24 protein-coding genes and 1 tRNA gene are annotated in these 24926 nt (G+C 64.9%); 10 read left to right on the forward strand and 15 right to left on the reverse strand.

Annotation, left to right across the window (positions count from 1 at the left end):
* Positions 1–16: 16 nt before the first annotated feature.
* From ACQY5B_RS16270 to ACQY5B_RS16290, 5 genes are all read left to right on the forward strand, one after another.
* Positions 17–556: a tetratricopeptide repeat protein gene (locus ACQY5B_RS16270; RefSeq protein WP_305970341.1), complete on the forward strand. Its 540-nt coding sequence runs from the start codon at positions 17–19 to the stop codon at positions 554–556.
* An 85-nt stretch (positions 557–641) separates the two neighbouring features.
* Complete coding sequence (locus ACQY5B_RS16275; protein WP_420328534.1) at positions 642–1493, forward strand: tetratricopeptide repeat protein; 852 nt, start codon at positions 642–644, stop codon at positions 1491–1493.
* A 5-nt stretch (positions 1494–1498) separates the two neighbouring features.
* Positions 1499–2002, forward strand: coding sequence for a prepilin peptidase (locus tag ACQY5B_RS16280; protein ID WP_420328532.1), 504 nt, complete (start codon positions 1499–1501; stop codon positions 2000–2002).
* The gene (locus tag ACQY5B_RS16285) at positions 1999–2154 is read left to right on the forward strand and encodes a hypothetical protein (protein WP_420328531.1); all 156 of its coding nucleotides are present in this window, start codon (positions 1999–2001) and stop codon (positions 2152–2154) included. Before ACQY5B_RS16280 ends, ACQY5B_RS16285 begins: the two co-directional genes overlap by 4 nt.
* 389 nt (positions 2155–2543) lie before the next feature.
* Positions 2544–3857: a DUF8689 domain-containing protein gene (locus tag ACQY5B_RS16290; RefSeq protein WP_420328529.1), complete on the forward strand. Its 1314-nt coding sequence runs from the start codon at positions 2544–2546 to the stop codon at positions 3855–3857.
* A 35-nt stretch (positions 3858–3892) separates the two neighbouring features.
* Here ACQY5B_RS16290 and ACQY5B_RS16295 read toward each other — a convergent pair whose 3' ends face one another.
* Positions 3893–4909, reverse strand: a complete 1017-nt coding sequence (locus tag ACQY5B_RS16295) for an alpha/beta hydrolase family protein (protein WP_420328528.1) — start codon at positions 4907–4909, stop codon at positions 3893–3895.
* Positions 4910–5044: 135 nt separating this feature from the next.
* On the opposite strand from ACQY5B_RS16295, the gene ACQY5B_RS16300 reads away from it, so the two are divergent.
* Positions 5045–6046, forward strand: coding sequence for a helix-turn-helix domain-containing protein (locus tag ACQY5B_RS16300; RefSeq protein WP_420328526.1), 1002 nt, complete (start codon positions 5045–5047; stop codon positions 6044–6046).
* 100 nt (positions 6047–6146) lie between these two features.
* A tRNA-Met gene (locus ACQY5B_RS16305) sits at positions 6147–6223 on the forward strand.
* Positions 6224–6342: 119 nt separating this feature from the next.
* Here the strand turns inward: ACQY5B_RS16305 and ACQY5B_RS16310 are convergent.
* The 9 genes from ACQY5B_RS16310 to eutB all read right to left on the reverse strand — a co-directional run bounded on the left by ACQY5B_RS16310 (position 6343) and on the right by eutB (position 16822).
* Positions 6343–6840, reverse strand: coding sequence for a pseudoazurin (locus ACQY5B_RS16310; RefSeq protein WP_420328525.1), 498 nt, complete (start codon positions 6838–6840; stop codon positions 6343–6345).
* A 310-nt stretch (positions 6841–7150) separates the two neighbouring features.
* Positions 7151–8191 (reverse strand): lipocalin-like domain-containing protein, encoded by a 1041-nt coding sequence (locus tag ACQY5B_RS16315; RefSeq protein WP_420328523.1) that lies wholly within the window; start codon positions 8189–8191, stop codon positions 7151–7153.
* On the reverse strand, positions 8181–10577 hold the full coding sequence (locus tag ACQY5B_RS16320; RefSeq protein ID WP_420328521.1) for an FtsX-like permease family protein: 2397 nt from the start codon (positions 10575–10577) through the stop codon (positions 8181–8183). The genes ACQY5B_RS16315 and ACQY5B_RS16320 overlap by 11 nt, the downstream gene beginning before the upstream one ends.
* Complete coding sequence (locus ACQY5B_RS16325) at positions 10574–11230, reverse strand: ABC transporter ATP-binding protein (RefSeq protein WP_420328520.1); 657 nt, start codon at positions 11228–11230, stop codon at positions 10574–10576. Before ACQY5B_RS16325 ends, ACQY5B_RS16320 begins: the two co-directional genes overlap by 4 nt.
* A gap of 153 nt (positions 11231–11383) precedes the next feature.
* A complete protein-coding gene (locus ACQY5B_RS16330) occupies positions 11384–12754 on the reverse strand; it encodes an aspartate aminotransferase family protein (protein ID WP_305970352.1) in 1371 nt (456 codons plus the stop codon).
* Between the two features lie 18 nt (positions 12755–12772).
* Complete coding sequence (locus ACQY5B_RS16335) at positions 12773–14248, reverse strand: NAD-dependent succinate-semialdehyde dehydrogenase (protein ID WP_420328519.1); 1476 nt, start codon at positions 14246–14248, stop codon at positions 12773–12775.
* Between the two features lie 123 nt (positions 14249–14371).
* The gene (locus ACQY5B_RS16340; protein ID WP_305970354.1) at positions 14372–14851 is read right to left on the reverse strand and encodes an Lrp/AsnC family transcriptional regulator; all 480 of its coding nucleotides are present in this window, start codon (positions 14849–14851) and stop codon (positions 14372–14374) included.
* Positions 14848–15828, reverse strand: coding sequence for a cyclodeaminase (locus tag ACQY5B_RS16345; RefSeq protein WP_420328517.1), 981 nt, complete (start codon positions 15826–15828; stop codon positions 14848–14850). Before ACQY5B_RS16345 ends, ACQY5B_RS16340 begins: the two co-directional genes overlap by 4 nt.
* Positions 15818–16822: a hydroxyectoine utilization dehydratase EutB gene (gene eutB, locus ACQY5B_RS16350; protein ID WP_420328516.1), complete on the reverse strand. Its 1005-nt coding sequence runs from the start codon at positions 16820–16822 to the stop codon at positions 15818–15820. The genes ACQY5B_RS16345 and eutB overlap by 11 nt, the downstream gene beginning before the upstream one ends.
* Positions 16823–16986: 164 nt before the next feature.
* Between eutB and ACQY5B_RS16355 the strand changes: the two genes are divergently transcribed.
* The 3 genes from ACQY5B_RS16355 (at position 16987) to ACQY5B_RS16365 (ending at position 20421) form a co-directional block, all read left to right on the forward strand.
* Complete coding sequence (locus ACQY5B_RS16355; RefSeq protein ID WP_420328515.1) at positions 16987–18171, forward strand: M24 family metallopeptidase; 1185 nt, start codon at positions 16987–16989, stop codon at positions 18169–18171.
* Position 18172: 1 nt separating this feature from the next.
* Positions 18173–19327: an acetylornithine deacetylase gene (argE, locus tag ACQY5B_RS16360; RefSeq protein ID WP_420328514.1), complete on the forward strand. Its 1155-nt coding sequence runs from the start codon at positions 18173–18175 to the stop codon at positions 19325–19327.
* A gap of 62 nt (positions 19328–19389) precedes the next feature.
* Positions 19390–20421, forward strand: coding sequence for an L-idonate 5-dehydrogenase (locus ACQY5B_RS16365; protein ID WP_420328512.1), 1032 nt, complete (start codon positions 19390–19392; stop codon positions 20419–20421).
* A gap of 65 nt (positions 20422–20486) precedes the next feature.
* On the opposite strand, the gene ACQY5B_RS16370 is transcribed toward ACQY5B_RS16365, so the two are convergent.
* The 5 genes from ACQY5B_RS16370 to ACQY5B_RS16390 form a co-directional block, all read right to left on the reverse strand.
* A complete protein-coding gene (locus tag ACQY5B_RS16370) occupies positions 20487–21068 on the reverse strand; it encodes a DUF1190 domain-containing protein (RefSeq protein WP_420328510.1) in 582 nt (193 codons plus the stop codon).
* Between the two features lie 46 nt (positions 21069–21114).
* On the reverse strand, positions 21115–22341 hold the full coding sequence (locus ACQY5B_RS16375) for a glutathionylspermidine synthase family protein (RefSeq protein WP_420328508.1): 1227 nt from the start codon (positions 22339–22341) through the stop codon (positions 21115–21117).
* A 105-nt stretch (positions 22342–22446) separates the two neighbouring features.
* Positions 22447–23184, reverse strand: coding sequence for an SDR family oxidoreductase (locus tag ACQY5B_RS16380; RefSeq protein WP_420328507.1), 738 nt, complete (start codon positions 23182–23184; stop codon positions 22447–22449).
* A complete protein-coding gene (locus ACQY5B_RS16385; protein WP_420328506.1) occupies positions 23181–24506 on the reverse strand; it encodes an FAD-binding protein in 1326 nt (441 codons plus the stop codon). Before ACQY5B_RS16385 ends, ACQY5B_RS16380 begins: the two co-directional genes overlap by 4 nt.
* Positions 24503–24925, reverse strand: coding sequence for a GtrA family protein (locus ACQY5B_RS16390; RefSeq protein WP_420328505.1), 423 nt, complete (start codon positions 24923–24925; stop codon positions 24503–24505). The genes ACQY5B_RS16385 and ACQY5B_RS16390 overlap by 4 nt, the downstream gene beginning before the upstream one ends.
* Position 24926: the final 1 nt, after the last annotated feature.

Raw genomic sequence — 24926 nt, forward strand, 5'->3', positions numbered from 1 at the left:
TCTATGGGCCGCCCTGATGATTCTGCCCCTGGCCGCCTGCACCGCAGGCGGCCCGCTTGCGCGCGAGGATCCCGCATCTCCCTATGCGCCCGGTCTCGACCCTCGGGGCGAAGCGGTGGACGGTTTGACTGTGGGCCACCGCCTGATGGCCGCGGGCCAGCACGAACTCGCGCTCGAGGCCTTTACACGCGCTGCCGCAGACCGGGGATTGACCGCCGAGGTGCTGATGGCGCTGGGGTCAGCCAACCTGGCTCTGGGGCGCCTGCACCAGGCCGAACCGCTGCTGCGGCGCGCCGTCAAGGAAGAACCGGACTGGGCCGAAGCCTGGAACAACCTCGGCATCGTGCTGATCGAAAAGGGAGAGACCGCCGAGGCCTCCGAGGTCTTTCGCCGGGCCTATGCATTGGACAATGGCCAAAGTGACTCAATTCGCGACAATCTTCGCTTGGCGCTCGCAAAAATGGAAAATTCCGGTTATGGTGAGGAGTTAGAGCAAGAATACAAGATCGTACGTCGCGGGCATGGGGACTACCTGATCCGGCGCAGTGGCGGTTGACGGTCAATCGTCCCGAAAAACGGGGCACAAGAACAACCGCCGAAAAGGCGGGCGAGAGGCAGAGCAGCACAAGGACGCAGGCAAAATGCGCCATCCCATCATCGTTTCCCTCTGCGCGGCGGGCGTCGTCGCGCTGTCGGCCTGTGACAAGGGCATCGACACCGCTGAAATGGACCGCAAGTTCCAGGGCGTGAACGTCGTCGACGAAAGCGACCTGAACGAGGTCATGCTGACCGTGGGCGACCCGAACGAGGCCGTGTCCTATTTCCAGCGCACGCTCAAGGAAGACCCCGACCGGATCGACATCCGCCGCGGCTTTGCCAAGTCACTGGTCCGGGCCAAACGCATCCCCGAGGCGAAAGTGGCGTGGGCCAAGGTCGTCGAGCACGAGGAATCGACCGATGACGACCGCGTGCAGCTGGCCGATGTCCTGATACGCGCCGGCGAGTGGGACCAGGCGGAAAAGGTGCTGGACGCGATCCCGCCCACCTTCGAAACTTACAAGCGCTACCGGCTGGAGGCGATGATCGCCGACAGCAACAAGGAATGGAAAAAGGCCGACAGTTTCTACGAGATCGCGGTGGGACTGACGACCAAACCCGCCTCGGTGCTCAACAACTGGGGGTATTCCAAACTGACGCGCGGCGATCTGCCCGAAGCCGAAAAGCTTTTCCTTGAGGCGATCCGGCACGACGAAAAGCTGTACACCGCCAAGAACAACCTGGTCATGGCGCGCGGCGCGCAGGGCAAGTACATCCTGCCCGTCATCCCCATGACGCAGGTCGAAAAGGCCGAACTGCTGCACACCCTGGGCCTGGCCGCGATCAAGAGCGGCGACGTCAAGACCGGCAAGGCACTGCTGCGCGAGGCGATGGAGACGCACCCGCAGCACTTCGAGGCCGCGGCCCGGGCGCTGGCGGCCCTTGACGAGGCCTGACGTCCATGTCCCTGAGTGCCGCCGCGGCCCTGTGGTTTCTCCCCTTCGTCCTGCCGATCTGTGTCTATATCTGCTACACCGACATGAAGGGAATGCGCATTCCCAACCATGCCGTCGTAACGCTGTTCCTGGTTTACCTCTTCGTGGGCGTGGTCGCGCTGCCGCTTGACGCATATTTCTGGCGCTACTTGCATCTTGTCGTGGTTCTGGTGGCAGGTATCGCCCTGAACGCCGGCGGGGCGATGGGGGCCGGCGACGCGAAATTCGCCGCCGCCGCCGCCCCTTTCATCCACATCGGTGACCTGCGGTTCCTGATGGCGCTCTTTGCCGCCAACCTGCTGGCGGCCTTCGTGGCACACCGCTTGGCTAGGCGCACGCCACTGCGCCGACTGGCGCCCCACTGGCACAGTTGGGAGGCCGGGTCGAAATTCCCGATGGGGCTCGCCCTTGGCGGGACACTGGCGATCTATCTTGGCCTCGGATTGTTCTATGGCCAGTCCACACCATGAGCTGGGACCTCATCCTGTTCATTCTGGATGCGCCGCCCCCGGCGGTCGGTGATCTTCCCGGCGACTGGACGCCGGGAAGTTTTGAAACCGAGACCATCCGCAGAACCGTCTCGGCGACATTTCCAGAAACGGATTGGAGCGACCCAAGCTGAGGCCTTTTGCGCGGCGCGGATTGGTCAATCGAAGTCAATACCGGCCAAGACGCCGTGACCGCTTCGATCTCTCTGCATGTACGCGGGGGCGCGGGTGCCTTTGACGCCATCATCACATTGATTGCGCATCCCGGTTGGTACGCAATGGACACCGTGTCTGGGGAGTGGCTGGACCTCATGGACCCACCGGAGGCCGGATTCACGGCCTTCCGCGTATTCCGAGATAGGGCGCTGGCAGACGCGGTACCACAGCAACCGACCCGCGGTTTCATCGGACGTCTACGACGCCTTGTGCGGGTCTGAGGTCCGCGTCTTTCCCTGACCCTGCCCCGCTGCCGCCACATTCCACCGGCACCTTTGCGGCAAAACCAGTTGAGGGCAGACACGACATGAACATGGAAACCGGCGCCGTCCTGGCCCCGCCGCAGCCGCGGCGGATTGAGGAAATGAAGCTTCCGCTGGTGATGATGCGTGACATCGTGCTCAAGACGATGTTCCGCAAGAACACCAACATCGTGACGGATCTTGCACGCACCGTCTGCCTCCCTGTGACGGTCGCGCAGGAACTGATCGACATGTGCCGCGGTCAGGGCCTGATGGAGGCGATGGGCACGCTTGGCCCCTCGGGAGAGGTTTCTTCCGAGATGCCCTACCAGTTGACCGACAGCGGCAAGGCGCGTGCGCTGGATGCGCTGGCGCAGTCGGAATACTTCGGCGCCATGCCGATCCCCCTCGATGTCTACGCCGAACAGGTCAAACGCCAGTCGATCCGCAACATCCAGATCACCCGCGATCAGCTGACCGGCGCGATGGGCCACCTGGTCCTGCCGAACGACCTGATTTCCAACCTCGGGCCGGCCGTTTCCTCGGGCAGGTCGATCCTGATGTACGGCCCGCCGGGCAATGGCAAAAGCTCGATCTCAAACGGCATTCGCGATGCGATGGGCGACAGGATCTACGTCCCCCGGGCCATCGAGTATTCGGGCCAGGTTATCACGGTCTACGACCCGATCGTGCATTCCAAGGCCGAGGATGACGCGGAAGATCCCAACGCGCTGCGACGCCGCGCACGGTTCGATCGCCGCTATGTCCTGTGCCAGAGGCCCACGGTCATCACCGGGGGCGAGTTGTCCCTGAACATGCTCGACCTCGTCTACAACCCGACAGCGCGTACCTACCAGGCGCCCTTGCAGCTGAAATCGACCGGCGGCATCTTCATCGTCGACGACCTAGGACGTCAGGCGGAACCGCCGCAGAAACTGGTCAACCGCTGGATCGTGCCGCTGGAGGAATCCAAGGACATCCTCGCGCTTCAATCAGGCGAGAAATTCGAGGTGCCATTCGACACCCTCGTGATCTTTTCCACCAACTTTCATCCGAACGAGATCTTCGACCAGGCCGCGCTGCGCAGGATCTTCTTCAAGATCAAGATCGACGGCCCGAACCAGCAAGACTTCCTCAAGATCTTCAGCCTTGTCGCCCGCAAGAAGAAGATGCAGCTGGACGAGGCCAGCCTCGTCCACCTGCTCAAGAACAAGTACCCGACGATCAAGAATGTCTATGCGAACTACCAGCCGGTCTTCCTGATCGACCAGATGATTTCCGTCTGCGATTTCGAGGGCATCCCCTACAAGATGACCCCCGAACTGATCGACCGCGCCTGGGGCAACATGTTCGTCAAGGACGAGAAGATCGTCAAATAGGCGCCTTGGGGGCCTGCACCGCCCCCCCTAGGTATTCACTCCAAAGCCATGAAATCGGCCACCGCGCTCAGGATCCGGGCGTGGACCTCACCGCGGTGCGCGCCCTCCGGGTCGGTACAGATCGGGTCCTCGCCCTCGTCCTTCAGGATCTCGGACGCGATGGGTGTGCATTCCGGCAGGGCCGTGAAATGGATCGCGGGTGCGATCTCGACATACTCCGCCTGCGGCAGCCGCGCGGCGAGATCGCTGCCGTCCGGCCCCATGTCCGATGCGCCAAGACGCCGTTCCTTGCCAAGGTTGATCAGCAAGGTCGGCAGCGTCAGCTTTTCCACGCTGCTTTCCGTCGCGACAAAGGTAAAGGCCGGGTCGATCGCCATTGCCGCCGTCACGCGCGGATCGCGGGTATCGGCAGAGAACCCTGCGGGCAGATTGCGGAAATCAACGCCGCCCTTGTCGAAAAAGGCGCAATCGGTCCGCGCCGCGCCCCCCTCGCAATAGGGGGCATAGGCCCCCGCGTCGAACCGCAGCCCGGCCAACCCCAGCGCCGTCGCCCCGCCCAACGAAAAGCCCAGCGTATAGATCCGATCGGGGTCCACGGCGGCGGCAAACTCCGGTTCCGACAGGAACTGGTCCAACGCGGCGGTAAGGTCTCGCGCCCGCTCATCCAGCCGGACTGACCGGCGCGGAGAACTGTCGCCGCTGGTGCTGCCGGGGTGGTTGACGGCCAGGACGACCGCGCCGCGTTCGGCCAGCCCGGACAAGAGCCAGGCCATGCCGTCCATGTTCCCGCCCGATCCATGCGAGAACAGCACCAGCGGGCGCCGCCCCTCGGCGAAACGCGGCCCCATGAAGACCGGCACGCCCTTGAAGATCGCGTTGTCACCGATGCGGGTCACGTAGGTGGGGTTTGCGGCCGGGTAATAGAAACTGGCCTCCAGTGGCCTCGCACGATGCGCCGCGGTGACATCCATGCGGTCATGCCCGGGCAGTTGGTCTTGCGCCTGTGCGACACCCCCAAGGGCAAGCAATGCGGCGGTCAGAACATGTTTCATCAAGTGTCTCCTGTGATTGGCCTTGATGCCGTCACCCTTGCCCCTTGGACGCCTGCACGCGTCCTGAAACCGGTTTTCGGACGTGCGGAACGCGTTTAAGGACGTGCTGAAACACGCCTGACGAATGTTGTTCGCATGATTGCCCTGCCTTTGCCGCTGATCTTTGCCCTGCTGATCCTGTTCCTGCTGGTGCAGTCGCTGCGAAAGCGGGACCTGGGGCGCGAGGTGGCGGCGCTGCTCGCGCTTTGCGCATGGCAGAGCCTGGCAATCTCATTGGTGCACCACTACGGGCTGTACTGGCTGCATCCGCTGTTGCCGCTGGTCGCCTGTGCGCTGCCGCCGGTTGCCTGGCTGGCCTTTCGGGCCGCGCTGTTCGAACCGGTGAAGCCGGCACAGGCGCTGCCACACGCACTTGCCCCGACCTTCGGGTTGTTCTGCCTTCTGGCGGTCCCGGTCGCGCTGGATGCGACCGTGCCCTTGCTGTTCCTCGGCTACGGCGCGGCCATCCTCTGGGCCCTGCGCCCCGCCAATCCGCTGCCGCGCGCGCGGCTGGACGCCGGCCCTTGGCCTGCCCGGATCTGGCAGGCACTGGCTGCCGCGCTTATCCTCTCGGCCATCGGCGATCTGGTCATCGCGCTGGCCTTCATGGCGGGCCGCCCAGAGGTGCATGGCCTCGTGGTCAGCCTCGTTTCCTCGTTGTCGCTCTTGATGGTTGCCGCCTTGGCCCTGACCCGCGACGGCATGGCCCCGCCAGAGACCGAGACGCCCCAGCCCGTTGAGCCACCCGCCGCTCAGACCGACGATGCGATGCTGCTGGCGCGGTTGGACCGCCTTATGGCCGAAGAACACCTGTTCCTGGAACCCGACCTCACCCTGGCCCGTCTGGCGCGGCGGTTGCAGGTCCCGGCCAAGCAACTCTCCGCAGCGATCAATCGGGAGACCGGCGAAAATGTCTCTCGCCATGTGAACGGATACCGGATTCGCCACGCTTGCGATCTGTTGAACGATGGCATGACCGTGACGGACGCGATCTATGCCAGCGGCTTCAACACCAAGTCGAATTTCAACCGGGAATTCCTGCGCATCACCGGGCAATCGCCCTCTGCCTGGCGGTCGACAGCCCCTTCCGGGGCGTGACCAAAGGACAACATTCGCCTGCCCGGTCGTTCCCGGCGTTTTTTGGTGAAATCGGGCTTGACGGCGACGCGCGGCTTCCGTATCCGACGCTCCACTGCTTGGCGCGGTAGCTCAGTTGGTTAGAGCGAACGACTCATAATCGTTAGGTCGGGGGTTCGAGTCCCCCCCACGCCACCATTTCCCCCTTGCCCGTCGAAATGTCCCTCTGGCCGGAGTGGCACTGGCTTTTCTGCAATGCAGAAACGAGAAAAGGGGAGGCGTGCCCCCCCCTTTTCCAAACCGTTGCAAAGACCCGTTCAGGCGGACAGGTCCATGCCGTAGACCTCGGCCCAGATGTCCCCCCAGACCGCTCGTGCCTTGCCACGATGACGTACCGACTTGGCGGCTTCGAGGTTGTCCATCATGCCTTCGCCCTTGACCACGATCAGGCCAACCATCCCGACGGCGTAGTGCGGCTGGCACTGGTAGCCGTAGAACCCGGGAGTGTCGAAGGTCACTTCGATCTCTTCGTTGATCCTGCCCCGGAACGGTTCCGCGCCCTCGGGGATCATGTCGTCTGCGGTCTGCGCGTTGTGGCCCCTGTCGGTGGCCAGGAACTTGACGCTGTCGCCCGGTTCGATCACGGCGATGCGCGGAAAGAACACCTGGCGCAGCTTGCGGTCCTCGGGGTGCCGGTTCAGCATCTCGATTTCATGTGTCGTGGCCGCCAACACCCGACCGGGCAGGGTCAGAGCCAGCGAGGCCGAAGCCGCAGCAGAAAGAAGCGCGGTGCGTCGCGAAATGAATCGTGTCAAGTCTTCCTCCATCGGATTTGCACACCGGTCCCCTTGTGCAGGCCAGCGCGGGATGCCGGCACGTTGCGGCAATCCCCGGAACGTTGTCCAGCGCGGGCCAGCTCGATAGGCCGGTTTCTGCGACGTGAGATAGACCGTGCGGCCCGTCGGGCACCCGGAACCGGGCCGGATGCGTCGCTTTGTCCGCGGTTCAGGCGAGGACATGATTCTCGCGGCAGACGCGGCCTGTCCGCTATGTCACTGGACTGAGATCTCTACCTGCGCCGCACCAGCAGGACAAAGCGCAACGTCCGTGCGGGCGGCCATGCGCTCATTCGTAGCCCGTCATCTCCAGGTAACCGCGTCCCGCATGGCTGCCACCTACACGCACCGGCCCTTCCCAGTAGGGGATCGAGACCGCCATCCAGGCGTCGGGGTTCAGTGCCTCGACCGTCACGTCGATATTTCGGTCCGGCAGTGTCACGCGCCAGGTGACTGGCACCTCTCGCCCTGCCACCTCGGCGTTCCGCATCGGCTCTGCCGTCAGGGCGCCGTCTCCGTAGGGCTGCGTCGCACCGTCCGCACCGATCCAGGTGGCCGATGTATAGGCGCTGCCATCGGTCTGGCGCAGTCGAAACCCCATCAGTTTGGCCCCCGTGTCGAAGGACAGCGAAAACCATTCCCAACCCGATTGCGTGCTGCTGAGCGGCTGCGAGGAATATTCGCGATCCAGCCAGGCCTCTCCGGTCACGGGCACAATCCCGTCGGGCAAATCAAGGGTGCCCTCAACACGGTAGAAGGGTTGCGAATAGTAGTAGCTGGCCTGTCCTTCCGCCGATTTCACCGAGAACCCCCCGTCGCCATGGAAAACCAGCGGCCCCTGCGCCTCGAGCCCAAGGTCATAGCGAAACTCGGTCCCGCCGGCTGTCAGCCTCACGTTGTCCAGCGTCTTTCCGACCATCTGCCAATCGTCGATCCACGCATCAAATGGCTGCGCCGTAACACCGGCCTGACCGATCCCGCCACGGGCAATGCGTTCGGCGACATGGTGGGCATCGGGCGTTGTCACCGCAGCATGGGCGAACCAGACCTGGGGCGAACGCCAGCCCTCCCCCTCTCCGGGCGCGAGGGCCGAGCGGAACAGCGTCCACTGCACCCCGTAATCAGTGCCATCGGGGCCGGTCAGATTGGCCGTTACGTACCACCATTCGATGCGGTAATTCGGGTGCGGGCCATGATCGGCCGGAAAGTCAAAGACCGGATCCGGCGCGGGCATGGCAAATCCCGCTGCATCCGTGCCCAACCCGGCAAATCCCTGCCCCAACGCCGCCACCGGGCAAAGCAGCAGGAAAGCGATCAGCCTAGCGTTCATTGGCAAAGACCCTCAACAAGTGCGACACCGGCGTCCGCGCCATGCGCAGCGCCGGCCAGAGTGCGGCCAGCGCCGCCGCCATCAGGGTCAGCAGACCCAGCCGCGCATAATCCAGCGGAAAGAGATACATCGGCAGACACCAACCGAAGGCCTGCACGTTGACCATCGCCAGCAGAACCCAGGCCAGCGCCAGCCCCAGAGGCAGGGCCAGGATAGCCGTCAGCGCCGCCAGCACCAGCGCCCGCACCAGTTCGACCCGTGCAAGCGTGCCGCGCGTCAGCCCCATCGTCCAGACCGGCGCAAGCTGCGGCAGGCGGATGGCGGACAGGGTCAACAGGCTCATCAGGATGGCAAAGCCAGCCACTGCGAGGGTCAAGACATTGAGCGCCGCCGTCACTGTAAAGGTCCGCTCGAAGACGCCCAGCGAAAAGGCCTTGACCGTCGACTGGTCCACCACGCTGTCCGGCGGCAGGTCGAATGCCTCGCTCAGTGCACGGCGGAGGTCGTCTGGCTCCATCCCCAGCACCCCGAACTGGCGGGGCGCCTCGTCGGGGAATATCTCGCTGAACCGCGCCTCGGAAATGACTGCCTGTCCCAGCGGGTTGCCGTAATCGCCATACACGCCGGCCAGCGGCAGGCGCAGGCCCCCGCCAAGCTCCAGCATGTCGCCCAGCCACAGCCCCGCGCGGCGCGCGAGTTGTTCGTTGACGATCACCGCCTCCCCTGCCGCGACCCGTTCCCAGGCGTCCGGTCCGGCATCGACAAAGGCCCAGTTGTCCTCATAGGCAGGCCCGATCCGCGCACCCATCAATTCTGCCGGAACCCCGGCCAGACGGCTGTCGACCCGAAGCAGGGGCAGGACCGTCGCCCCTCGCGCCTGCAGAAACGCCTCGATCCCGGCCATCTGTTCACGGTCATTGCCGCGGACATAGCTTTCCGCGAACAGGCGCTGATCCAGGAAATCGATGAATGTCAGGCGAAAGCTGGACACCATCGTCGATACACCCACGTTCGCCGCCATCGCCAACAAGAGCGCCATGAGCGCAAGGCTGAGCCCGGGCAGTTGCTGGCGCGTGTCGGCCCAGAACCAGCCGCCGATCACACCTTTGGCACGCGACTGACCCAGCGCCAGAACCGCGCCAAGGATCAGGGGCAGCGCAAGTGCGGCCCCGATCAGCAGGCAACCCAACAATGCGAATGTGGCGATCAGACCGGCATCGGCCAGGGCAATCCCCGCCGCCACGGCCAAAAGCAGCATCGCCGCCCCGCCCTGTAGCCAGCGGCCCCGGCCCGCAGCCATCGCCCAGGCGCGCGGGCGGGCGCTGGCCAGGATCGGCAACCGGGCAATCCGCCAAAGCGCACCGGCCCCCGCCATACCGGCCCCCAGCACGGCAATTGCCAGCCCGGAAAGCCACCAGACCGGGCGCAATTGCAGACCGCCGGACACCTGCGCGCCATAGAGCCCCTCAAGCGTCGCGGCCACGTCCGGCAACAACAGGGCGGCCACGAAATAGCCCAGCACCACGCCGATCCCGCCTGCCAGCAGCGACAGGACCAGCAGTTCCACCAGCATCAGGACGATCAGGCGCCGCAAGGGCACACCCAAGGTCCGCAACGTCCTCACCATGCCGCGGCGCTGTTCAAAAACCAGGCCGATGGTGCCGTGCACGATGAAGATACCCACGGCAAAGCTCAGCAGGCCGAAGGCGGTCAGGTTAAGGTGAAAACTGCCGGTCAGCTGCCCTACGTCGCTGCCCGATTGCGCCGCGACGCGCGTCAGTCCCGGCGCGACCTCGTCAAGCGGCGGCAGGCCCAACGGCTGCTCTGGTGCAACGATCAGCCGGCTTAGGCTTTCTGGCCGGTCCAGAAGGCGCTGCGCCACCCCTACATCCGTCAGCGCCGTGTCCGGCGCAACAGACGGATCCGTGACGATCTCCTGCGGGAGGCCCGCCAGCCGCTCTGCCGTGGTGGCATTCGCGAAGAGCACGCCCACCGTCAGAAAACTGTCCAGATCGATGTCCCGGGTGCCACCGACAGGGCTGAGCGCACCCGGTGTGGTCAAGGGATCCAACCCGACCACCCGGATCCTGCCGCCATCGGTGCGCAGCACCCCTTCGATCACGGGCGACACCTGCCAGCCCGCCCGCCGCAGCGAGACGTAGGTCTCTTGCGGAAGGCTGTCCCCGGCCCTTGGCACCAGTTGGTCAAAGCGCCCCTCGCCCAGCGTCGCGGCGGCGGCGTCATAGCTGGCCCGTGCCTCGGCATTGATCGCCTGCACGCCGGACCACAGCGCCGTCGCCAAGGCAAGCCCGGCAAGAAAGGTAAAGAACTGCAGGGGATTGCGCCGCCAATGCGCGGCCAGCGCCTGCAGCACCGCACGCGTCATGCCAATCGTCCTGCGCGCAAGTGCAGCTGGCGGTCCATCCGCCCGGCCACGGTCGGCGAATGGGTGACCACCATCAGCGCGGCGCCGGTTTCTCCCACCAGCGCCAGCATCTGATCCAGCACCTCTTCCGCTGTTGCCTCGTCCAGGTTGCCGGTGGGTTCATCCGCAAGGATCAACCGGGGCCGCGCTGCCAAGGCCCGGGCGATGGCGACACGCTGCTGTTGCCCGCCGGACAGCTGTTCGGGGTACTTGTGCCGGTGATCACCCAGTCCCAGCGTCTCGATCAGTCGCGCCACCTGCGCCGCATCCTCACGCCCCGCCAGCCGTGCCTGGAAACGAATGTTGTCGAACACGTCCAGCGATGGGATCAGGTTGAATTGCTGAAAGATCACCGCGACGTCCGAACGCCTCAGTGCCGCCCGCCCGGCCTCGTCCAGCGCGGCAACGTCACGCCCGTCGAACAGGACCTGTCCGCCGTCGACAGTATCCAGCCCGCCGACGATGTGTAGAAGCGTGCTCTTGCCGGAACCGGACTCTCCCTGCAGCGACAGGGTCTGGCCGAGGTCTAGTGACAGGTCCACGCCGGACAGGATGGGAACCGGCCCCTCTGCTCCGGCAAAGCTCTTGGTAACGCCTGAAACTTGCAGCAACATGACCTGCCCTCCGACAGTGCGACATAGCCCCCTGCCGGGCTTAGCAAACCCATTCGCGGCGCAACAGTCACAGACGAAAAAGGCGCCCCGTTGCCGGGGCGCCCTGTGGTCGCAGTCAATCGTTCGCCTGCGCGGAGGCGATGCCGGTCCGGCTCAGCCCAAAACCTCTGCAACCGCCTCTGCGGTCTTGCCGGCGACCTCTTCGGCCTCTTCACGGGTCAGGCAGAAGGGCGGCGCAAAGCCCAGGATATCGCCCTGCGGCATCGCGCGGCCGATCACGCCCCGCGACAGCAACGCGGCGGCCACGCTGGGCCCGACCTTTTTCGACGGGTCGAAGAAGGTCCGGCTGTCACGGTCGGCGACGAATTCCACCGCCGCCATCATGCCTTCGCCACGCACTTCGCCGACGTTCGGATGAGCATCCAGCGCATCGTGCAGCGCCTTCTGGAAATGCGCGCCCACGTCGCCCGCGTTCTGCACGAGGTTCAGCTCGTCCAGCAGCTTGAGGTTGGCGACACCTGCCGCCGCGCCGATGGGGTGGGCCGAATAGGTCCAGCCGTGACCAATGGGACCGTTTTCATCCGTCCCCTGCTCCAGCACCTTCCACATCTTGTCGCCGACGATAGAGCCGGAAAGCGGCGCATAGGCCGAGGTCAGGCCCTTGGCGATCGTGATCAGGTCGGGCTTCAGCCCGTAGTGATCCGAGCCCATCATGGTACCGAGACGGCCAAAGCCGGTGACCACCTCGTCGGCGATCAGCAGTATGTCGTGTTTCTGCAGCACTGCCTGGATCGCCTCCCAGTAACCCGGCGGCGGCGGAACGATGCCACCTGTGCCCAGCACCGGCTCGCCGATGAAGGCGGCGATGGTGTCCGCGCCTTCCCGTTCGATCAGGGCTTCCAGTTCTGCCGCGCAATGGGCGGTGAACTGTTCCGGCGTCAGGTCCAGGTTGTCGCGGCGGTAGTAGTACGGCGCCTCGGTGTGGATCACCTGGGTCAGCGGCAGGTCGAACTTCTTGTGGAACAGCTCGAGACCCGTCAACGAGCCGGTCATCAGGCCCGACCCGTGATAGCCGCGCCAGCGCGAGATGATCTTTTTCTTTTCCGGGCGGCCAAGGATGTTGTTGTAGTACCAGACCAGCTTGATGTTGGTCTCGTTCGCGTCAGACCCCGACAGGCCGAAATAGACCTTGGACATGCCCGCGGGCGCGCGGTCGAGGATCATCTTGGACAGCGTGATGGACGCTTCGGTGCCGTGACCGACATAGGCGTGGTAATAGGCCAATTCCCTGGCCTGCTCGGCGATCGCCTCGGAGATGTCCTGGCGGCCATAGCCCACGTTCACGCAGTAGAGCCCGGCGAAGGCATCCAGCAGCCTGTTGCCCTCGCGGTCCTCGATATGGCAACCCTGCCCGCCGGTCACGACGCGGTTGGGCACGTTGCCCCGGGCGAATTCGGCCAGGTGGGTCGACGGATGGAAAAAGTTGTCGCGGTCCCACTGGTCCAGTTGATCGTTTCTAAGCATCTCGGTCCTTTCCTCGCCTCACGCCCAATCGCGGCAGACGTATTTGATGTCCATGAATTCTTCCATCCCCCGGCGAGCACCTTCGCGGCCCAGACCGGATTGTTTCGTCCCGCCAAAGGGAATTGGCGCGCCTGTCACCTTGGTACGGTTCACCGCCACCATTCCGAACTGCAACGCCCGGCTGAGCCGGTAGATGCGGCGCGGGTCCATCGAGTGGACATAGGCGACGAGCCCGTATTCGCTGGCATTGGCGCGGGCGACCACTTCATCCTCGGTATCGAAGGGCGTGATGGGCGCCACCGGGCCAAAGGTTTCCTCGCTCATGATCTGCGCCTCGTCCGGGACATCGGTCAGTACCGTGGGGTCATAGAACAGCGGACCAAGAGCGTTCCGCTTGCCGCCGCAGGCCAGTTTGGCGCCTTTTTCCAGCGCATCGGCGACGTGTTCTTCCTGTTTATTGACCGCCGCTTCGTTCATCAGCGGGCCGATGTCCGGGTCACTCATGCCCGCACCGATGCTCAGCGCCTTGGTGGCGGCAACGAATTTCTCGCAGAAGGCATCATAGATGGGCCGTTCGACGTAGATACGGTTGGCGCCAAGGCAGTCCTGGCCAGAGGTGGCGAATTTCGCCTTGATCGTCTCGGCCACGGCCTCGTCGAGGTCCGCGCCCTTGAAGACGATCACCGGCGCGTGGCCGCCCAGTTCCATCACCAGTTTCTTGATCGTCTCGGCGGAGGCGCGGTACAGCAGCCGCCCCACCTCTGTCGAGCCGGTGAAGGACAGCGCGCGCACGCGCTTGTCGTCGGTCCAGGGCGGCACCACGGTCGAGGCGCGGCCCGTCACCACGTTGAAGACACCGGGCGGAAAGCCCGCGCGCTCTGCCAGTTCGGCCAGGGCCAGCGCGCTGAAGGGGGTTTCATGGCTGGGATGGGCGACAACGGTGCAACCCGCCGCCAGCGCCGCCGCCGCCTTGCGCGTCAGCATGGCCGAAGGGAAGTTCCACGGCGTGATCAGTGCCGCCACACCCACCGGTTCCAGCCAAAGCTCGACCTCTGCGTCGGGCAGGTGGCTGGTGACGCCCTCGATGTTCGGGCGCTTGGATTCCTCGGCGTAGTATTCGACGAAACTCGCGGCATAGTCGATCTCGCCTCGCGCCTCGGAGATCGGCTTGCCCTGTTCCAGCACCATGATCCGGGCGAGGTCTTCCTTGTGCTTGATCATCAGGTCGAACCAGCGCCGCAGCAATGCCGACCGCTCTTGCGGCAGCGTCACCGACCAGGCCGCAAAGGCACGTTGCGCTGCATCCACGGCGCCGGCGCTGTCGTCGGCGGTCAGGCTGGCAACCTCGCCGACCACGGCGCCGCTGGCCGGATCGGTCACCTGCAGCACCGCGTTGTCCCGCGCCGCGATCCACTTGCCCCCGACGTAGGAAAAGCTACGGACCAGCGACTTGTCAGAGACTTCCTCACGCGCGGAAAGAACCGTCTGGGTCATGTCACACCTCCATTATCTGGGGTGCAGAATGTCCTGAAACCGGCACGGCCTGAGACCAAATTCACCTGCCAGACCAGAGGATTCCGCTCCGCAGAAGCCGTGTGGCAGTCCAGATCTTCGGTTTCAGTCGCCCAGAAGCGCGTCCAGCGGCGGCACGGCCGAAGATTTCACCGGCTTGGTAACGATATAGGTGTAGTATCGCGCCAGTCCGATCCGTGCCTCCAGCATGGCGTCGATGAGCCGCTGGTACGAGTCGATGTCCCGCGCAACAATCTGCAACAGGTAATCGAACCCGCCGCCAAGTGCCCAGCAGTTCACCACCTCGTCATAGCCCTGCATGGCGCGTTCAAAGCCCTGCATGCTGGCCGCCGTGTGGTCCGCCAGTTCAGCGGCGACAAAGACCGTGACATGGGGCGCAACGCGTTTGAGGTCGATCTCGGCCCGGTAGCCGGTAATCAACCCGGCCTGTTCCAGGCGCTTCAACCGCTCCCAGCAGGGGGTCGCCGAGAGGCCCACCTTGTCGGCAAGCGCCGCCTTCGTGATGCGGCCCTCCCTGGCGAGGACCGAGAGGATCTTGAGATCGCGGGCGTCCAGGCGGGTCATGTGGCGATCGTCGTCCCGGCGGCACCACGGACCTGCATCACATGGGTGGCAATGGCCGTATCCTGCGCACCAGTGCCGGTGAGGTCACAGATGGTGATGTCGTCGGGGTTGCGCCGGCCCCACGCTTTGCCCGCGATCACGTCGCCCAGTTCGACCGGGGACACCATCAGGCCCTCCGCCAGAGCGGCCTCCAGTTCGCCGATGGTCTCGCACTGGCTGATCCGGTCACAGACATAGCGATCCGCCCGCGCCAGAGCCGCCGGTTCGATTTCGTTCTTGCCGCCCTGGTCCGATCCCATCGCCGTGATGTGCAGCCCCGGATGCAGCCAGTCGGCCTTGAGGACAGGTGCGCGCGCCGGTGTCGTGGTGATGACCAGTTGGCATTGCGCCACCAGATCGTGGGCATCATTCATGACCTCGGCCTCGATCCCCAGCGCCTGCGCGATGTCCGCGGCACAGTCTGCGGCCTTGGCGGTGTCGCGCCCCCAGACCAGCGCCCGCTTGAAGGGGCGCACAAGATGTGCCGCCTGCATCTGCAAGCGCGCCTGCACGCCGGTGCCAATCACCCCGGCCGTTGCAATCTGCGTCGGGGCCAGATGCCGCGCGGCAACCGCGCCCGCGGCGGCCGTGCGCACATCGGTCAGGTATCCGTTGTCCAGAAGCAGCGCCTCGACCAGCCCTGTCTTGGCCGAGAACAGGATCATCAACCCGTTCAGGCTGGGCAGGCCCAGCTTTGGGTTGTCAAAGAACCCGGGGCTGACCTTGATCGCGAAGCCGTCGAATCCGGGAATGTACGCGGTCTTGACGTCGACCTCACCGTTCACTTGGGGCAGGTCCATCGACAGGATCGGCGGCATCACCACATCGCCCGTGGCCAGCGCGGCAAAGGCGCGTTCGACCACGTCCACCGCGGTCAGGTCCAAGGGAACTGCCGCGCGCAGGTCTGCCTCTGTCAGGATGGTCACATCACGGCTCATAGCGCCTCCCCTTGATGGTCAGATCCCCCAGCGTCACATCCTGCCCGGCCATGATCGCCGCGTGCAGTCCCATGTCGAGGTTGCGCCCGGTGATGATCGTGGCTGTCGGCCCGCGCAGGGCGACCTTGCCCGCCTGGACCGCCGCGATCCCCACCACGCAGGCCCCTTCGCATACGATGCGATCTTCGTAGTAGATTGTCTGGAGCGCGTGATAGATCTCTTCCTCGGTGACCAGCAGCACGTCGTCCAGGTAGTCGCGGCACAGAGGAAAGGACAGACGGTTCTGCAGGCCGATCCCCCCGCCAAGACTGTCGGCGAGGCTGGCGACCTCCGTCACCTCGACCGGGTGCCCGGCCTGCAACGAGGCATACATGGCCGCGCCACGGTCCATCGTGATGCCGATGACACGGATCCTGGGGTTGATCGTCTTGGCGGCAAAGGCAACGCCCGCCGCCAGCCCGCCGCCGGAAAGCGGCACAAGGATCGTATCGAGATCGGGCCGTACCTCCAGCAGTTCCAGGCCAATGGTGCCCTGCCCCGCGATCACCGCCGGGTCGTCGAAAGGCGATATTTCCACCAACCCCTCCTCGGCCACCAGACGTTCGGCCTCGGCCTGGGCATCATCCTGGCTTTGGCCCACGATGCGCACCTCGCCCCCCAAGGCGCGCACGCCTGCCACCTTGGCCTCGGGGGCCAGATGCGACATGCAGACCACCGCCTGCAATCCCTTGGCGCGGGCCGCATAGGCCACACCCCGCCCGTGATTTCCGGTGGAACAGCAGGTCACCCCGGCGACGTCGCCCTCCAGTCCGAAAATCGCGTTCACCGCTCCGCGCAGCTTGAAGGCACCCACCGGTTGCGCGATTTCCAGTTTCAAAAGGAACTCTTGCCCAAGGCGCGCGTTGAGCGCCGAAGGGACCAAAGGCGTCCGGTCGGCGATCCCGGCGATCCGGGATCGGGCAGCAAGCACGCGGTCCAGCGTGAAATCGATCATTGTGCTCCCTGCCGGTCGTTTTCGGACCCAGTGGTGTCGGTCCCCCTTCTTGCACAATGACCAATCGCCACCTAGGACTTCAAGCTGTCCCATAAGGTTTTTCCTTGCAGTTCCTCCGTTTCGCCAAACCATGGCGGAACGGACAATGATAAGAGGTGCAGTATATGTCGGCCCCCAACCTTCCCTTCTCGCAGACCGAATACGACCGGCGCCTGCGCCTGGTCGAGGCCCGCATGGAAACGCTGGGGCTGGATGCGCTTTTTGTCGAGGACCCGTCGAACATGGCCTGGCTGACCGGCTATGACGGCTGGTCCTTCTACGTCCACCAGGGCGTTCTGGTCATCCCGGGCGAGGCGCCGCTGTGGTGGGGACGGTCGATGGATGGCTACGGCGCGCTGCGCACCGTCTGGATGGAACCGGACCGGATCCTTGGCTATGCCGACGACTACGTGCAGGCGACGGATATTCACCCGATGCAGGACCTCGCCGCACACATCCGCGCGCGTGGTCTGGACACGGGCCGGATCGGCGTCGAGATGGAAAACTACTATTACTCGGCCCGGGCACATGCGACGCTGGTCGAGGAACTGCCCGACGCGCGGCTGATCGACGCCACCGCGCTGGTGAACTGGCAAAGGGCCGTGAAGTCCAACGAGGAAATCACGTTCATCCGCCGCGCAGCCAAGATCTCGGAAAAGATGGTCGACGGCATCCTCGAGCGCGTCGAACCGGGATTGCCCAAGAACGAACTGGTGGCCGAAATCTACGCCGACGCGATCCGCGGGGCGGATGGACACTGGGGCGACTACGCCTCCATCGTGCCGCTGCTGCCGTCGGGACTTGACGCCTCTGCCGCGCATCTGACATGGGACGGGCGCCCCTTCGCCGAGGGCGAAGCGACCTTCTTTGAACTGGCCGGGTGTTATCGCCGTTACCACGCCCCCTTCTGCCGGACCGTCTTTCTGGGCAAGCCGCCGCAACACATGCTGGACGCGGAAAAGGCGCTGGTCGAAGGCCTGGAAATGGGGCTGGAGGCGGCGCGTGCCGGCAATACTGCCGGCGACATCGCCCGTGCCCTTTACGCCGCGCTGGCCAAGGGCGGCATCCAGCGCACCGGGCGCTGCGGCTATCCCATCGGCCTCAGCTATCCCCCAGACTGGGGCGAGCGGACCATCTCTATCCGCACCAGTGACGAAACGGTGCTGCAACCCGGGATGACCTTCCACTTCATGCCCGGCCTCTGGATGGAAGACTGGGGGCTGGAAATCACCGAATCCATCCTGATCCGCGAGGACGGGCCGGCGGAATGCCTCTGCGACCGTCCGCGCCAGCTTTTCGTCAAGGACTGACATGGACCTGCTCTACCGCACAGAGGAACTCCTGGGCGAGTTGATCGCCTTTCCAACCGTCTCGGCGGACGGCAACCTGGACCTGATCGCCTGGGCCGCGAACTATCTCAAGGAACTCGGCGCGACTTGCGACGTGACGCTGGACGAGACCGGGCACAAGGCCAATCTCTTTGCCACCTTCGGCCCCGAGGGCGACGGCGGTCTGGTCCTGTCTGGGCATTCCGACGTGGTGCCCGTCGAGGATCAGGAATGGTCCTCGGACCCGTTTGTGATGGAAGATCGCGAAGGGCGGCTCTATGGGCGCGGCGCATGCGACATGAAGGGGTTCATCGCCTGCGTGCTGGCGGTGGCCCCGCGCATCGCCGAATGGCAGCTGACCCGCCCGGTCCATATCGCGCTGACCTATGACGAGGAAGTGGGCTGTTTCGGTGCCCGCGCGCTGGTCGAGGACCTGCGCGCCCGCGAGATCCGCCCGGCAATGGCAATCCTTGGCGAACCGACGATGATGCGCGTCATCAACGGGCACAAGGGCTGCTACGAATACACCACCCACATCACCGGCTGTGCCGGACATGGGTCCGCCCCGGATCACGGGGTCAATGCCGCTGTCTGTGCGGCACGCTATGCCGGGCGGCTGATGGAACTGGAAGGCGAACTGCGGACCCGCGCCCCCGAGGGCAGCCCGTTTTCGCCCGCCTGGACCACGCTGAACATTGGCCGGATACATTCGGGCCACGCGCATAACGTGATCCCAGACCATGCCGAGATCGACTGGGAAATGCGCCCGGTCCAGAGATCCGACGCCGAGCACGTCCTGGCCGAAATCGACCGTTTCGCCGAGGAGATGCTGCCCGCGATGCTCTCGGTGCATTCCGAGGCCGCGATCACCCGTGAGGTCATCGCCGAAACGCAAGGGCTGCATCCGGTCAAGGACAGCGAAGTGGCGGAAATCGTTTCCACCCTGACCGGCGCCAATGGACTGGACGTGGTGGCCTTTGGCACCGAGGCGGGGCTGTTCCAGTCGCTGGGCATGGATTGTGTTGTCTGCGGCCCCGGGTCAATCGAGCAGGCGCACAAGCCCGACGAATACGTCAGCCGCGACCAGCTGTCGGCTTGCTTGCACATGCTGCAGGGGTTGGAACGGCACCTGACCTGAACGCCCCTCGACAAGCCCCGGCCCGGTGCCCATCATGGCGCCCGGAAACGGGAGGAGCCTGCATGAAGACCATCGTCGCCCACGGCGCACATGACCTGAGGATCGAGGACCGCGAAATGCCCGTTCCGGGGCCCGGGCAGGTTCTGGTCCGGCTGGAGGCCGGCGGCATCTGCGGGTCGGACCTGCATTATTACCACCAGGGCGGCTTTGGGGCGGTCCGGCTGAAGGAACCGATGATCCTGGGCCACGAGGTTGCGGGCCGGATCGAGGCCCTTGGCGCGGGTGTCAGCGGCCTGGCCAAGGGGCTGCGGGTCGCCGTGTCGCCATCGCGGCCTTGCCGTGCCTGCCGGTTCTGCCATGCGGGCCAGCCCAACCACTGCCTGAACATGCGGTTCTACGGCTCTGCCATGCCTTTCCCCCACATCCAGGGCGCGTTCCGCGAGTTCCTGGTGGCAGATGTCGCGCAATGTGCACCTGCCGGGGACCTGAGCGCTGGCGAGGCGGCGATGGCCGAGCCTCTCTCGGTGGTGCTGCACGCCGCCCGCCGCGCCGGGGACCTTCTGAGAAAACGCGTGCTGGTGACCGGCTGCGGACCGATCGGGATGCTGGCGGTCCTGGTGGCGCGCGCTGCGGGCGCAGCCGAAATCGTGGCCACCGATCTCAGTGATTTCACCCTGGACATGGCGGCCCGCCTGGGCGCCGACCGCGTCGTGAACATGGGCAAACACCCTGACGGGCTGGCGCCGCTTGCGGCGGAGAAAGGGCAGATAGACGTGCTGTTCGAGTGTTCTGGCGCGGCGCCCGCGCTGGTCGCCGCGATCCCGGCGATGCGACCCGGCGGCGTGATCCTTCAGCTTGGTCTGGGAGGCGACATGACCCTGCCGGTGCAGGCGATCACCGCCAAGGAACTGGAGTTGCGCGGGTCTTTCCGCTTTCATGAGGAATTCTTTGCCGCCGTGGAATTGATGCGCAAGGGGCGCATCGACGTAAAGCCCCTGATCACCCATGAGGTCGCGCTGGATGAGGCGGAGGAGGGCTTCAAGCTGGCCTCGGACCGCAGCCGGGCGATGAAGGCGCAGATCCGGTTTTCGTGACCGGCGACGAACGGATCAACGACCCTCTGCCACGGAAAATGCACACGTGCCGGCAGTGAACCAGGTCAGCCGCCGAACCGTGTGCGGTCTCCTGCCGACTTGCCGAACCCGCCGCGAGAGAGCGCGGTTGCGCGGGACATCGGTTTGGCGCCGATGGTCGAGGCAGGGCGCGTGAACTGCGAGGTGCCAAGCTTGGTCGCGCCCTTGTTGCCCGAAAAGACACTGGAGCCTGCCGCATTGGTAAAGCGCCCGTCCTTGGTCTTGTATAGCGGCTGCGCGGCGGACATGCCGGACCGTCCGCCCATCATGTTCCCGATCAGGTAGCCAGCCAGCAGCGGCATGAAGATGCTGCCCGAGCCGCCCTCTGTCACCGCCGCCTCGGGGCCGCAGGCGCCCGGGCCGTGCAGTTCCTCGCAGACCTCGCGGCTGTCGTAGCGCGGCGCCGCCTCGACGTGCAGTTTCTGAGCTTCGGCAAACTGGATCTCACAGTCCTGCGCCGAGAACATGCCACCGCGCAGCGCCTCGTCCTTGCAGGTCTGGAGGTCGGGAAAGGCGGCGGCGTCCACCTGTTCCTCCTTGCAGCCCGCGACGGTAAAGGCCGCGGCGCCGACGATCGCGATGGCAACCCGTTTCGAACGTTTGGACATGACACTCTTTCTTTCTGCCGTATGGGCGGTCAGTTGGTTGCTCGGCTTATGCCTGAATGTAGTGGGGTTTGAACCGCGACAAATCCTGCGTGATACGGGAACGGTCCTCCCGGATGCCGATCCCGGCGCAGGCCTGCCCGACGATCCAAGCGCCGACTACAGGCCGGAAGCCGTCGAAAACCGGCAGTGGCGCATAGGCCTGAACGATCCTGGGGTGTTCGGAATACTCGGTGTTCTGGGCCTCTTCCAGGATCTTGCCAGCCTTCAGGATCGAGACGGAGGCCCCTTCGCGCGACAGGATCGGCTTGCGCACATGGCCCGAGGCGAGGCCGGCTTCGGCCCGGGCGAATGCCTCTGCGACCCCGGCGGAAGGGCTGCCCCTGCCCTCCATCGCATCGGCCACGTCCGCTTCGAAGAAAGCCGGCAGCAGGTTGGGGTGGCCTTCGAACATCTGCCAGAGCACCGGCAACAGTCCCTTGTTCGACAACAGCGCCTTCCACGCCGGTTCCAGGAACAGGCACCCCGAGCCGTCGATGTGATCGGCATAATCGTCAAGGAAGAGGTCTTCCCATGGGTAAAGCTTGAAAAGGACGGCGATCCGGCGGTCCTGATCGTCGAGAAAGTGACCATCCGCGCTCAACCCGATCTTGTCGAGGTCGCAGTAATGCGCCCCCAGCCCCGCCTCACGCGCGGCCCATCCCATCGCCTCGACCGTGCCGTAATCCTCGGGGTTGTCCGCGACCGCCGTGAAATGCAGATCGCTGTTTTCCTCGAAGACCTCACCGAAACTAGCGACCAGCGCCTCGTGGATACCGTTGAACTGGTCCGTGCCCTCGGGCAGGATCCCTGCGCCAAGCTGGTCCTCCAGCCACTGCCACTGGAAGGCCGCGCTTTCGTAAAGTGAGGTCGGCGTGTCGGCGTTGTATTCCAGAAGTTTCGCCGGCCCCTTGCCGTCATAGGCGAAATCGAAACGGCCATAGATCTCCGGATCGTCCTGTTTCCAGCTGTCGGTCACCAGGTCACGGCGATTTTCGGGAATTGCCAGTTGCGCCATCAGGCGTTCGGAGGCGATGATTTCCGCGACCGCCTCACGGCACATGGAATGCAGTTCTGTCGCCGGGTCTTCGAGATCGTTTTCGATCTGGTCGAGCGTAAAGGCATAGGCCGAGCTTTCGTCCCAGTAGGGCTCTCCATGCATGTCCGCAAAGGTGAAGCCGACCTCGCTGGCGTGATCACGCCAATGCGGCCGCTCCGGCAAATGGATCTTCTGCACCTGTCTGCTCTCCTGTTGCGTGCGGCGCTTCGGTGATGGGGATTTCGGGGGCGGAACGCGATCCTGCAGTGGCAGGTACGTCTCAGGCCGCCGGGGTGCCAGCCGTCAGATCTTGAGCTTCTTGAAAACCGGCTCGGGGATGTTGCGGATGATGGCCATGACCAGCCGCCAGATACCGCGCACATAGATCACGTTGCGCTGCTTTTGCACCGCCTTCAACACGGCGCGCCCCACCTCGTCGGGTTCGGCCGTCAGCTTTGCGGGCAGGTCCATGCCCTCGGTCATGGCCGTATTGACGAAGCCCGGCAGCACGGTGACCACATGCACGCCCGTCTTGGCCAGCCGGTTGCGAAGGCCCGAGAGGAAAGCCGTGAACCCGGCCTTGGCCGAGCCGTAGACATAGTTCGTGGCCCGCCCGCGGTCGCCTGCGACCGAACTCACGCCGACCAGCGTGCCGCTGCCCCGCGCCTCGAACCGGTTGGCTAGGAGGGCAAGGATACCAGCGGGACCTTCGAAGTTGCTGCGCAGCACCAGCGATGCCTTGTCGAGATCCTGTTCGTTTTCCGACTGTTCGCCCATGTAGCCCACGACGCTGACCGCGATCTGCGGCAGCGCGGGCAGACTATCGAGGAAGGGCCCAAAGCCGTGGCTGTCCAGCACGTCGAAGTCGTGCAGCGTCACCTCGACCCCGTGGCGCAGGGCCAGGTCGGCGCGCACCGTGTCCAGGCTGCCGGCGTCGCGCGCGGCCAGCTGGATCGGGTGGCCCTGGGCGGCAAAAGCATGGGCGATGGCCTGTCCCATGTCGGAGCGGGCACCTAGGATCAGGACGGGCAGATCGGTCACAGGGAAAGCCTTTCGGATTGGGCAGAGGCAAAATGCGCCTTGAGACCATGGGTTTCGCGCATCTCCAGGAACTCTGACACGCGGTCATCGGCCTGACGCAGGGTTGCGGCGCGCATGCGGCTGTCCTTGGCCAGGTAGAACCGCCCGCCGTGGGCGACGGCGATGGCGTCAAGCCGTTCCAGCAGGTCCAGCGTATGCGATTTCATCGGGAAATCGAGCGCCAAGGTGTACCCCTCCATCGGGAAGGAAAAGGCGCTGTCCTGCGGGCCAAAGCGCTTCAGCACCGCAAGGAAAGATCCGGCGCCGGCATCGGCGATGGCCTGCAGCAGTTCGGTCAGCCCGTCGCGGGCCGAGGCAAGCGGGATCACGCATTGGAACTGGGCAAAGCCGCGGCGGCCATAGATGCGGTTCCATTTCAGCACCGAGTCGAGCGGGTAGAAATAGCTGTCCCAGTCGACCAGCGAGGTGCCCGCTTTCCATGCGCCCATGCGGTAATAGAGTTCATTGAAGGCGCGCACCGTCCAGCGGTTGAGCGCAAAGCCCGGAAAATCCAGTGGCACCGACAACTTGCCCTTGTGACCAGCGTCCAGCGGGGTCTCGGCCTTCTTGGGGTCCAGTTCTGCCCGTGTCGCATGCTCCCCCAGCATGACCAGCGAACGGCCAAGGTGCCGCCCCTGCCCCATGCAGTCGATCCAGGCGACCGAATAGGTATCATGGCCATGCGCCTCGAACATGTCCATCGCCGTGGCAAGGTCGGGCGCGGGGTGGATCGTCTGGCGGATCCAGGCGGTTTCAACGGGCCGCAGGCGGATGGCTGCGCGCAGGATCACGCCGGTCAGGCCCATGCCACCGATCGTCCACCAAAAGAGGTCGTCCTCATCCTTGCGGGAGGCGCGGCGCACCTCACCGTTTGGCCCCATGATCTCGATCCAGTCGACGCAGGCGCCGAAACTGCCCTCCACATGGTGGTTCTTGCCGTGCACATCGGCCGCGATGGCACCGCCCAGGGTGATGAGTTTCGTCCCCGGCGTCACCAATGGGAACCATCCACGCGGCAGGAAGGCGTCGATCACGTCGCCCAGAAGAACGCCAGCCTCGGCCACCAGCCGTCCAGTTTCGGCGTCAAATTCCAGCATGTGGTTGAAATGGCGCATGTCCAGCGTCAGCCCGGCCCCCACCGCGCTGTCACCGTAGGACCGCCCGTTGCCTCGGGCGATGACCGGCCTGCTGCCGGTGACAAACGCTTTCAGAGCGGCCTCGTCACGCGGTGCGCGGACCTCTGTTTCGATCCGTGGAAACCGGCCCCATCCGGATAATTTCATGACATCGCTCCCAGCCGCGCGTCGGTAAAGACAAAGCGCCGGTCGAGATTGTACTTGATGACATACCCGATGGTGAGGCCGAGGACTGCGCCCAATTCGCGCATCACATCGGTTTTCCAGAATATCCAGAAGGCGGTTTCCGTCCCCCAGAAGACAGCCGTCGTCACGATCCCCATGAGAGTGTATAGCGTGAACTGGCGCCCGTGCGCGCGCAGGCCGGTGGCCTCGTCGTAGAAGATCCAATGCTTGTCGAGCAGGTACTTGACCACCAGCCCCACCAGCGTCCCCGCCCCGACCGCAAGGGCAAAGGCGACGCCTCCGTCCCCCGCCAGAAGGACAAGCCGCTGAGTGACCAGATTGGCAAACGTGGCAAGAACGGCAAAACCCGCGTAGCGCAGCAAAAGCGTTCGGCGCGTCATC

The organism is Antarctobacter sp. (assembly GCF_965277915.1).
Lineage (GTDB): Bacteria > Pseudomonadota > Alphaproteobacteria > Rhodobacterales > Rhodobacteraceae > Antarctobacter.

What these genes read in the sequence shown, in the direction of transcription:
- ACQY5B_RS16270 (WP_305970341.1), top strand. Translation starts at nt 17, where the DNA reads ATGATTCTGCCCCTGGCCGCCTGCACCGCAGGCGGCCCGCTTGCGCGC.
- ACQY5B_RS16275 (WP_420328534.1), top strand. Translation starts at nt 642, where the DNA reads ATGCGCCATCCCATCATCGTTTCCCTCTGCGCGGCGGGCGTCGTCGCG.
- ACQY5B_RS16280 (WP_420328532.1), top strand. Translation starts at nt 1,499, where the DNA reads ATGTCCCTGAGTGCCGCCGCGGCCCTGTGGTTTCTCCCCTTCGTCCTG.
- ACQY5B_RS16285 (WP_420328531.1), top strand. Translation starts at nt 1,999, where the DNA reads ATGAGCTGGGACCTCATCCTGTTCATTCTGGATGCGCCGCCCCCGGCG.
- ACQY5B_RS16290 (WP_420328529.1), top strand. Translation starts at nt 2,544, where the DNA reads ATGAACATGGAAACCGGCGCCGTCCTGGCCCCGCCGCAGCCGCGGCGG.
- ACQY5B_RS16295 (WP_420328528.1), bottom strand. Translation starts at nt 4,909, where the DNA reads ATGAAACATGTTCTGACCGCCGCATTGCTTGCCCTTGGGGGTGTCGCA.
- ACQY5B_RS16300 (WP_420328526.1), top strand. Translation starts at nt 5,045, where the DNA reads ATGATTGCCCTGCCTTTGCCGCTGATCTTTGCCCTGCTGATCCTGTTC.
- ACQY5B_RS16315 (WP_420328523.1), bottom strand. Translation starts at nt 8,191, where the DNA reads ATGAACGCTAGGCTGATCGCTTTCCTGCTGCTTTGCCCGGTGGCGGCG.
- ACQY5B_RS16320 (WP_420328521.1), bottom strand. Translation starts at nt 10,577, where the DNA reads ATGACGCGTGCGGTGCTGCAGGCGCTGGCCGCGCATTGGCGGCGCAAT.
- ACQY5B_RS16325 (WP_420328520.1), bottom strand. Translation starts at nt 11,230, where the DNA reads ATGTTGCTGCAAGTTTCAGGCGTTACCAAGAGCTTTGCCGGAGCAGAG.
- ACQY5B_RS16330 (WP_305970352.1), bottom strand. Translation starts at nt 12,754, where the DNA reads ATGCTTAGAAACGATCAACTGGACCAGTGGGACCGCGACAACTTTTTC.
- ACQY5B_RS16335 (WP_420328519.1), bottom strand. Translation starts at nt 14,248, where the DNA reads ATGACCCAGACGGTTCTTTCCGCGCGTGAGGAAGTCTCTGACAAGTCG.
- ACQY5B_RS16340 (WP_305970354.1), bottom strand. Translation starts at nt 14,851, where the DNA reads ATGACCCGCCTGGACGCCCGCGATCTCAAGATCCTCTCGGTCCTCGCC.
- ACQY5B_RS16345 (WP_420328517.1), bottom strand. Translation starts at nt 15,828, where the DNA reads ATGAGCCGTGATGTGACCATCCTGACAGAGGCAGACCTGCGCGCGGCA.
- eutB (WP_420328516.1), bottom strand. Translation starts at nt 16,822, where the DNA reads ATGATCGATTTCACGCTGGACCGCGTGCTTGCTGCCCGATCCCGGATC.
- ACQY5B_RS16355 (WP_420328515.1), top strand. Translation starts at nt 16,987, where the DNA reads ATGTCGGCCCCCAACCTTCCCTTCTCGCAGACCGAATACGACCGGCGC.
- argE (WP_420328514.1), top strand. Translation starts at nt 18,173, where the DNA reads ATGGACCTGCTCTACCGCACAGAGGAACTCCTGGGCGAGTTGATCGCC.
- ACQY5B_RS16365 (WP_420328512.1), top strand. Translation starts at nt 19,390, where the DNA reads ATGAAGACCATCGTCGCCCACGGCGCACATGACCTGAGGATCGAGGAC.
- ACQY5B_RS16370 (WP_420328510.1), bottom strand. Translation starts at nt 21,068, where the DNA reads ATGTCCAAACGTTCGAAACGGGTTGCCATCGCGATCGTCGGCGCCGCG.
- ACQY5B_RS16385 (WP_420328506.1), bottom strand. Translation starts at nt 24,506, where the DNA reads ATGAAATTATCCGGATGGGGCCGGTTTCCACGGATCGAAACAGAGGTC.
- ACQY5B_RS16390 (WP_420328505.1), bottom strand. Translation starts at nt 24,925, where the DNA reads ATGACGCGCCGAACGCTTTTGCTGCGCTACGCGGGTTTTGCCGTTCTT.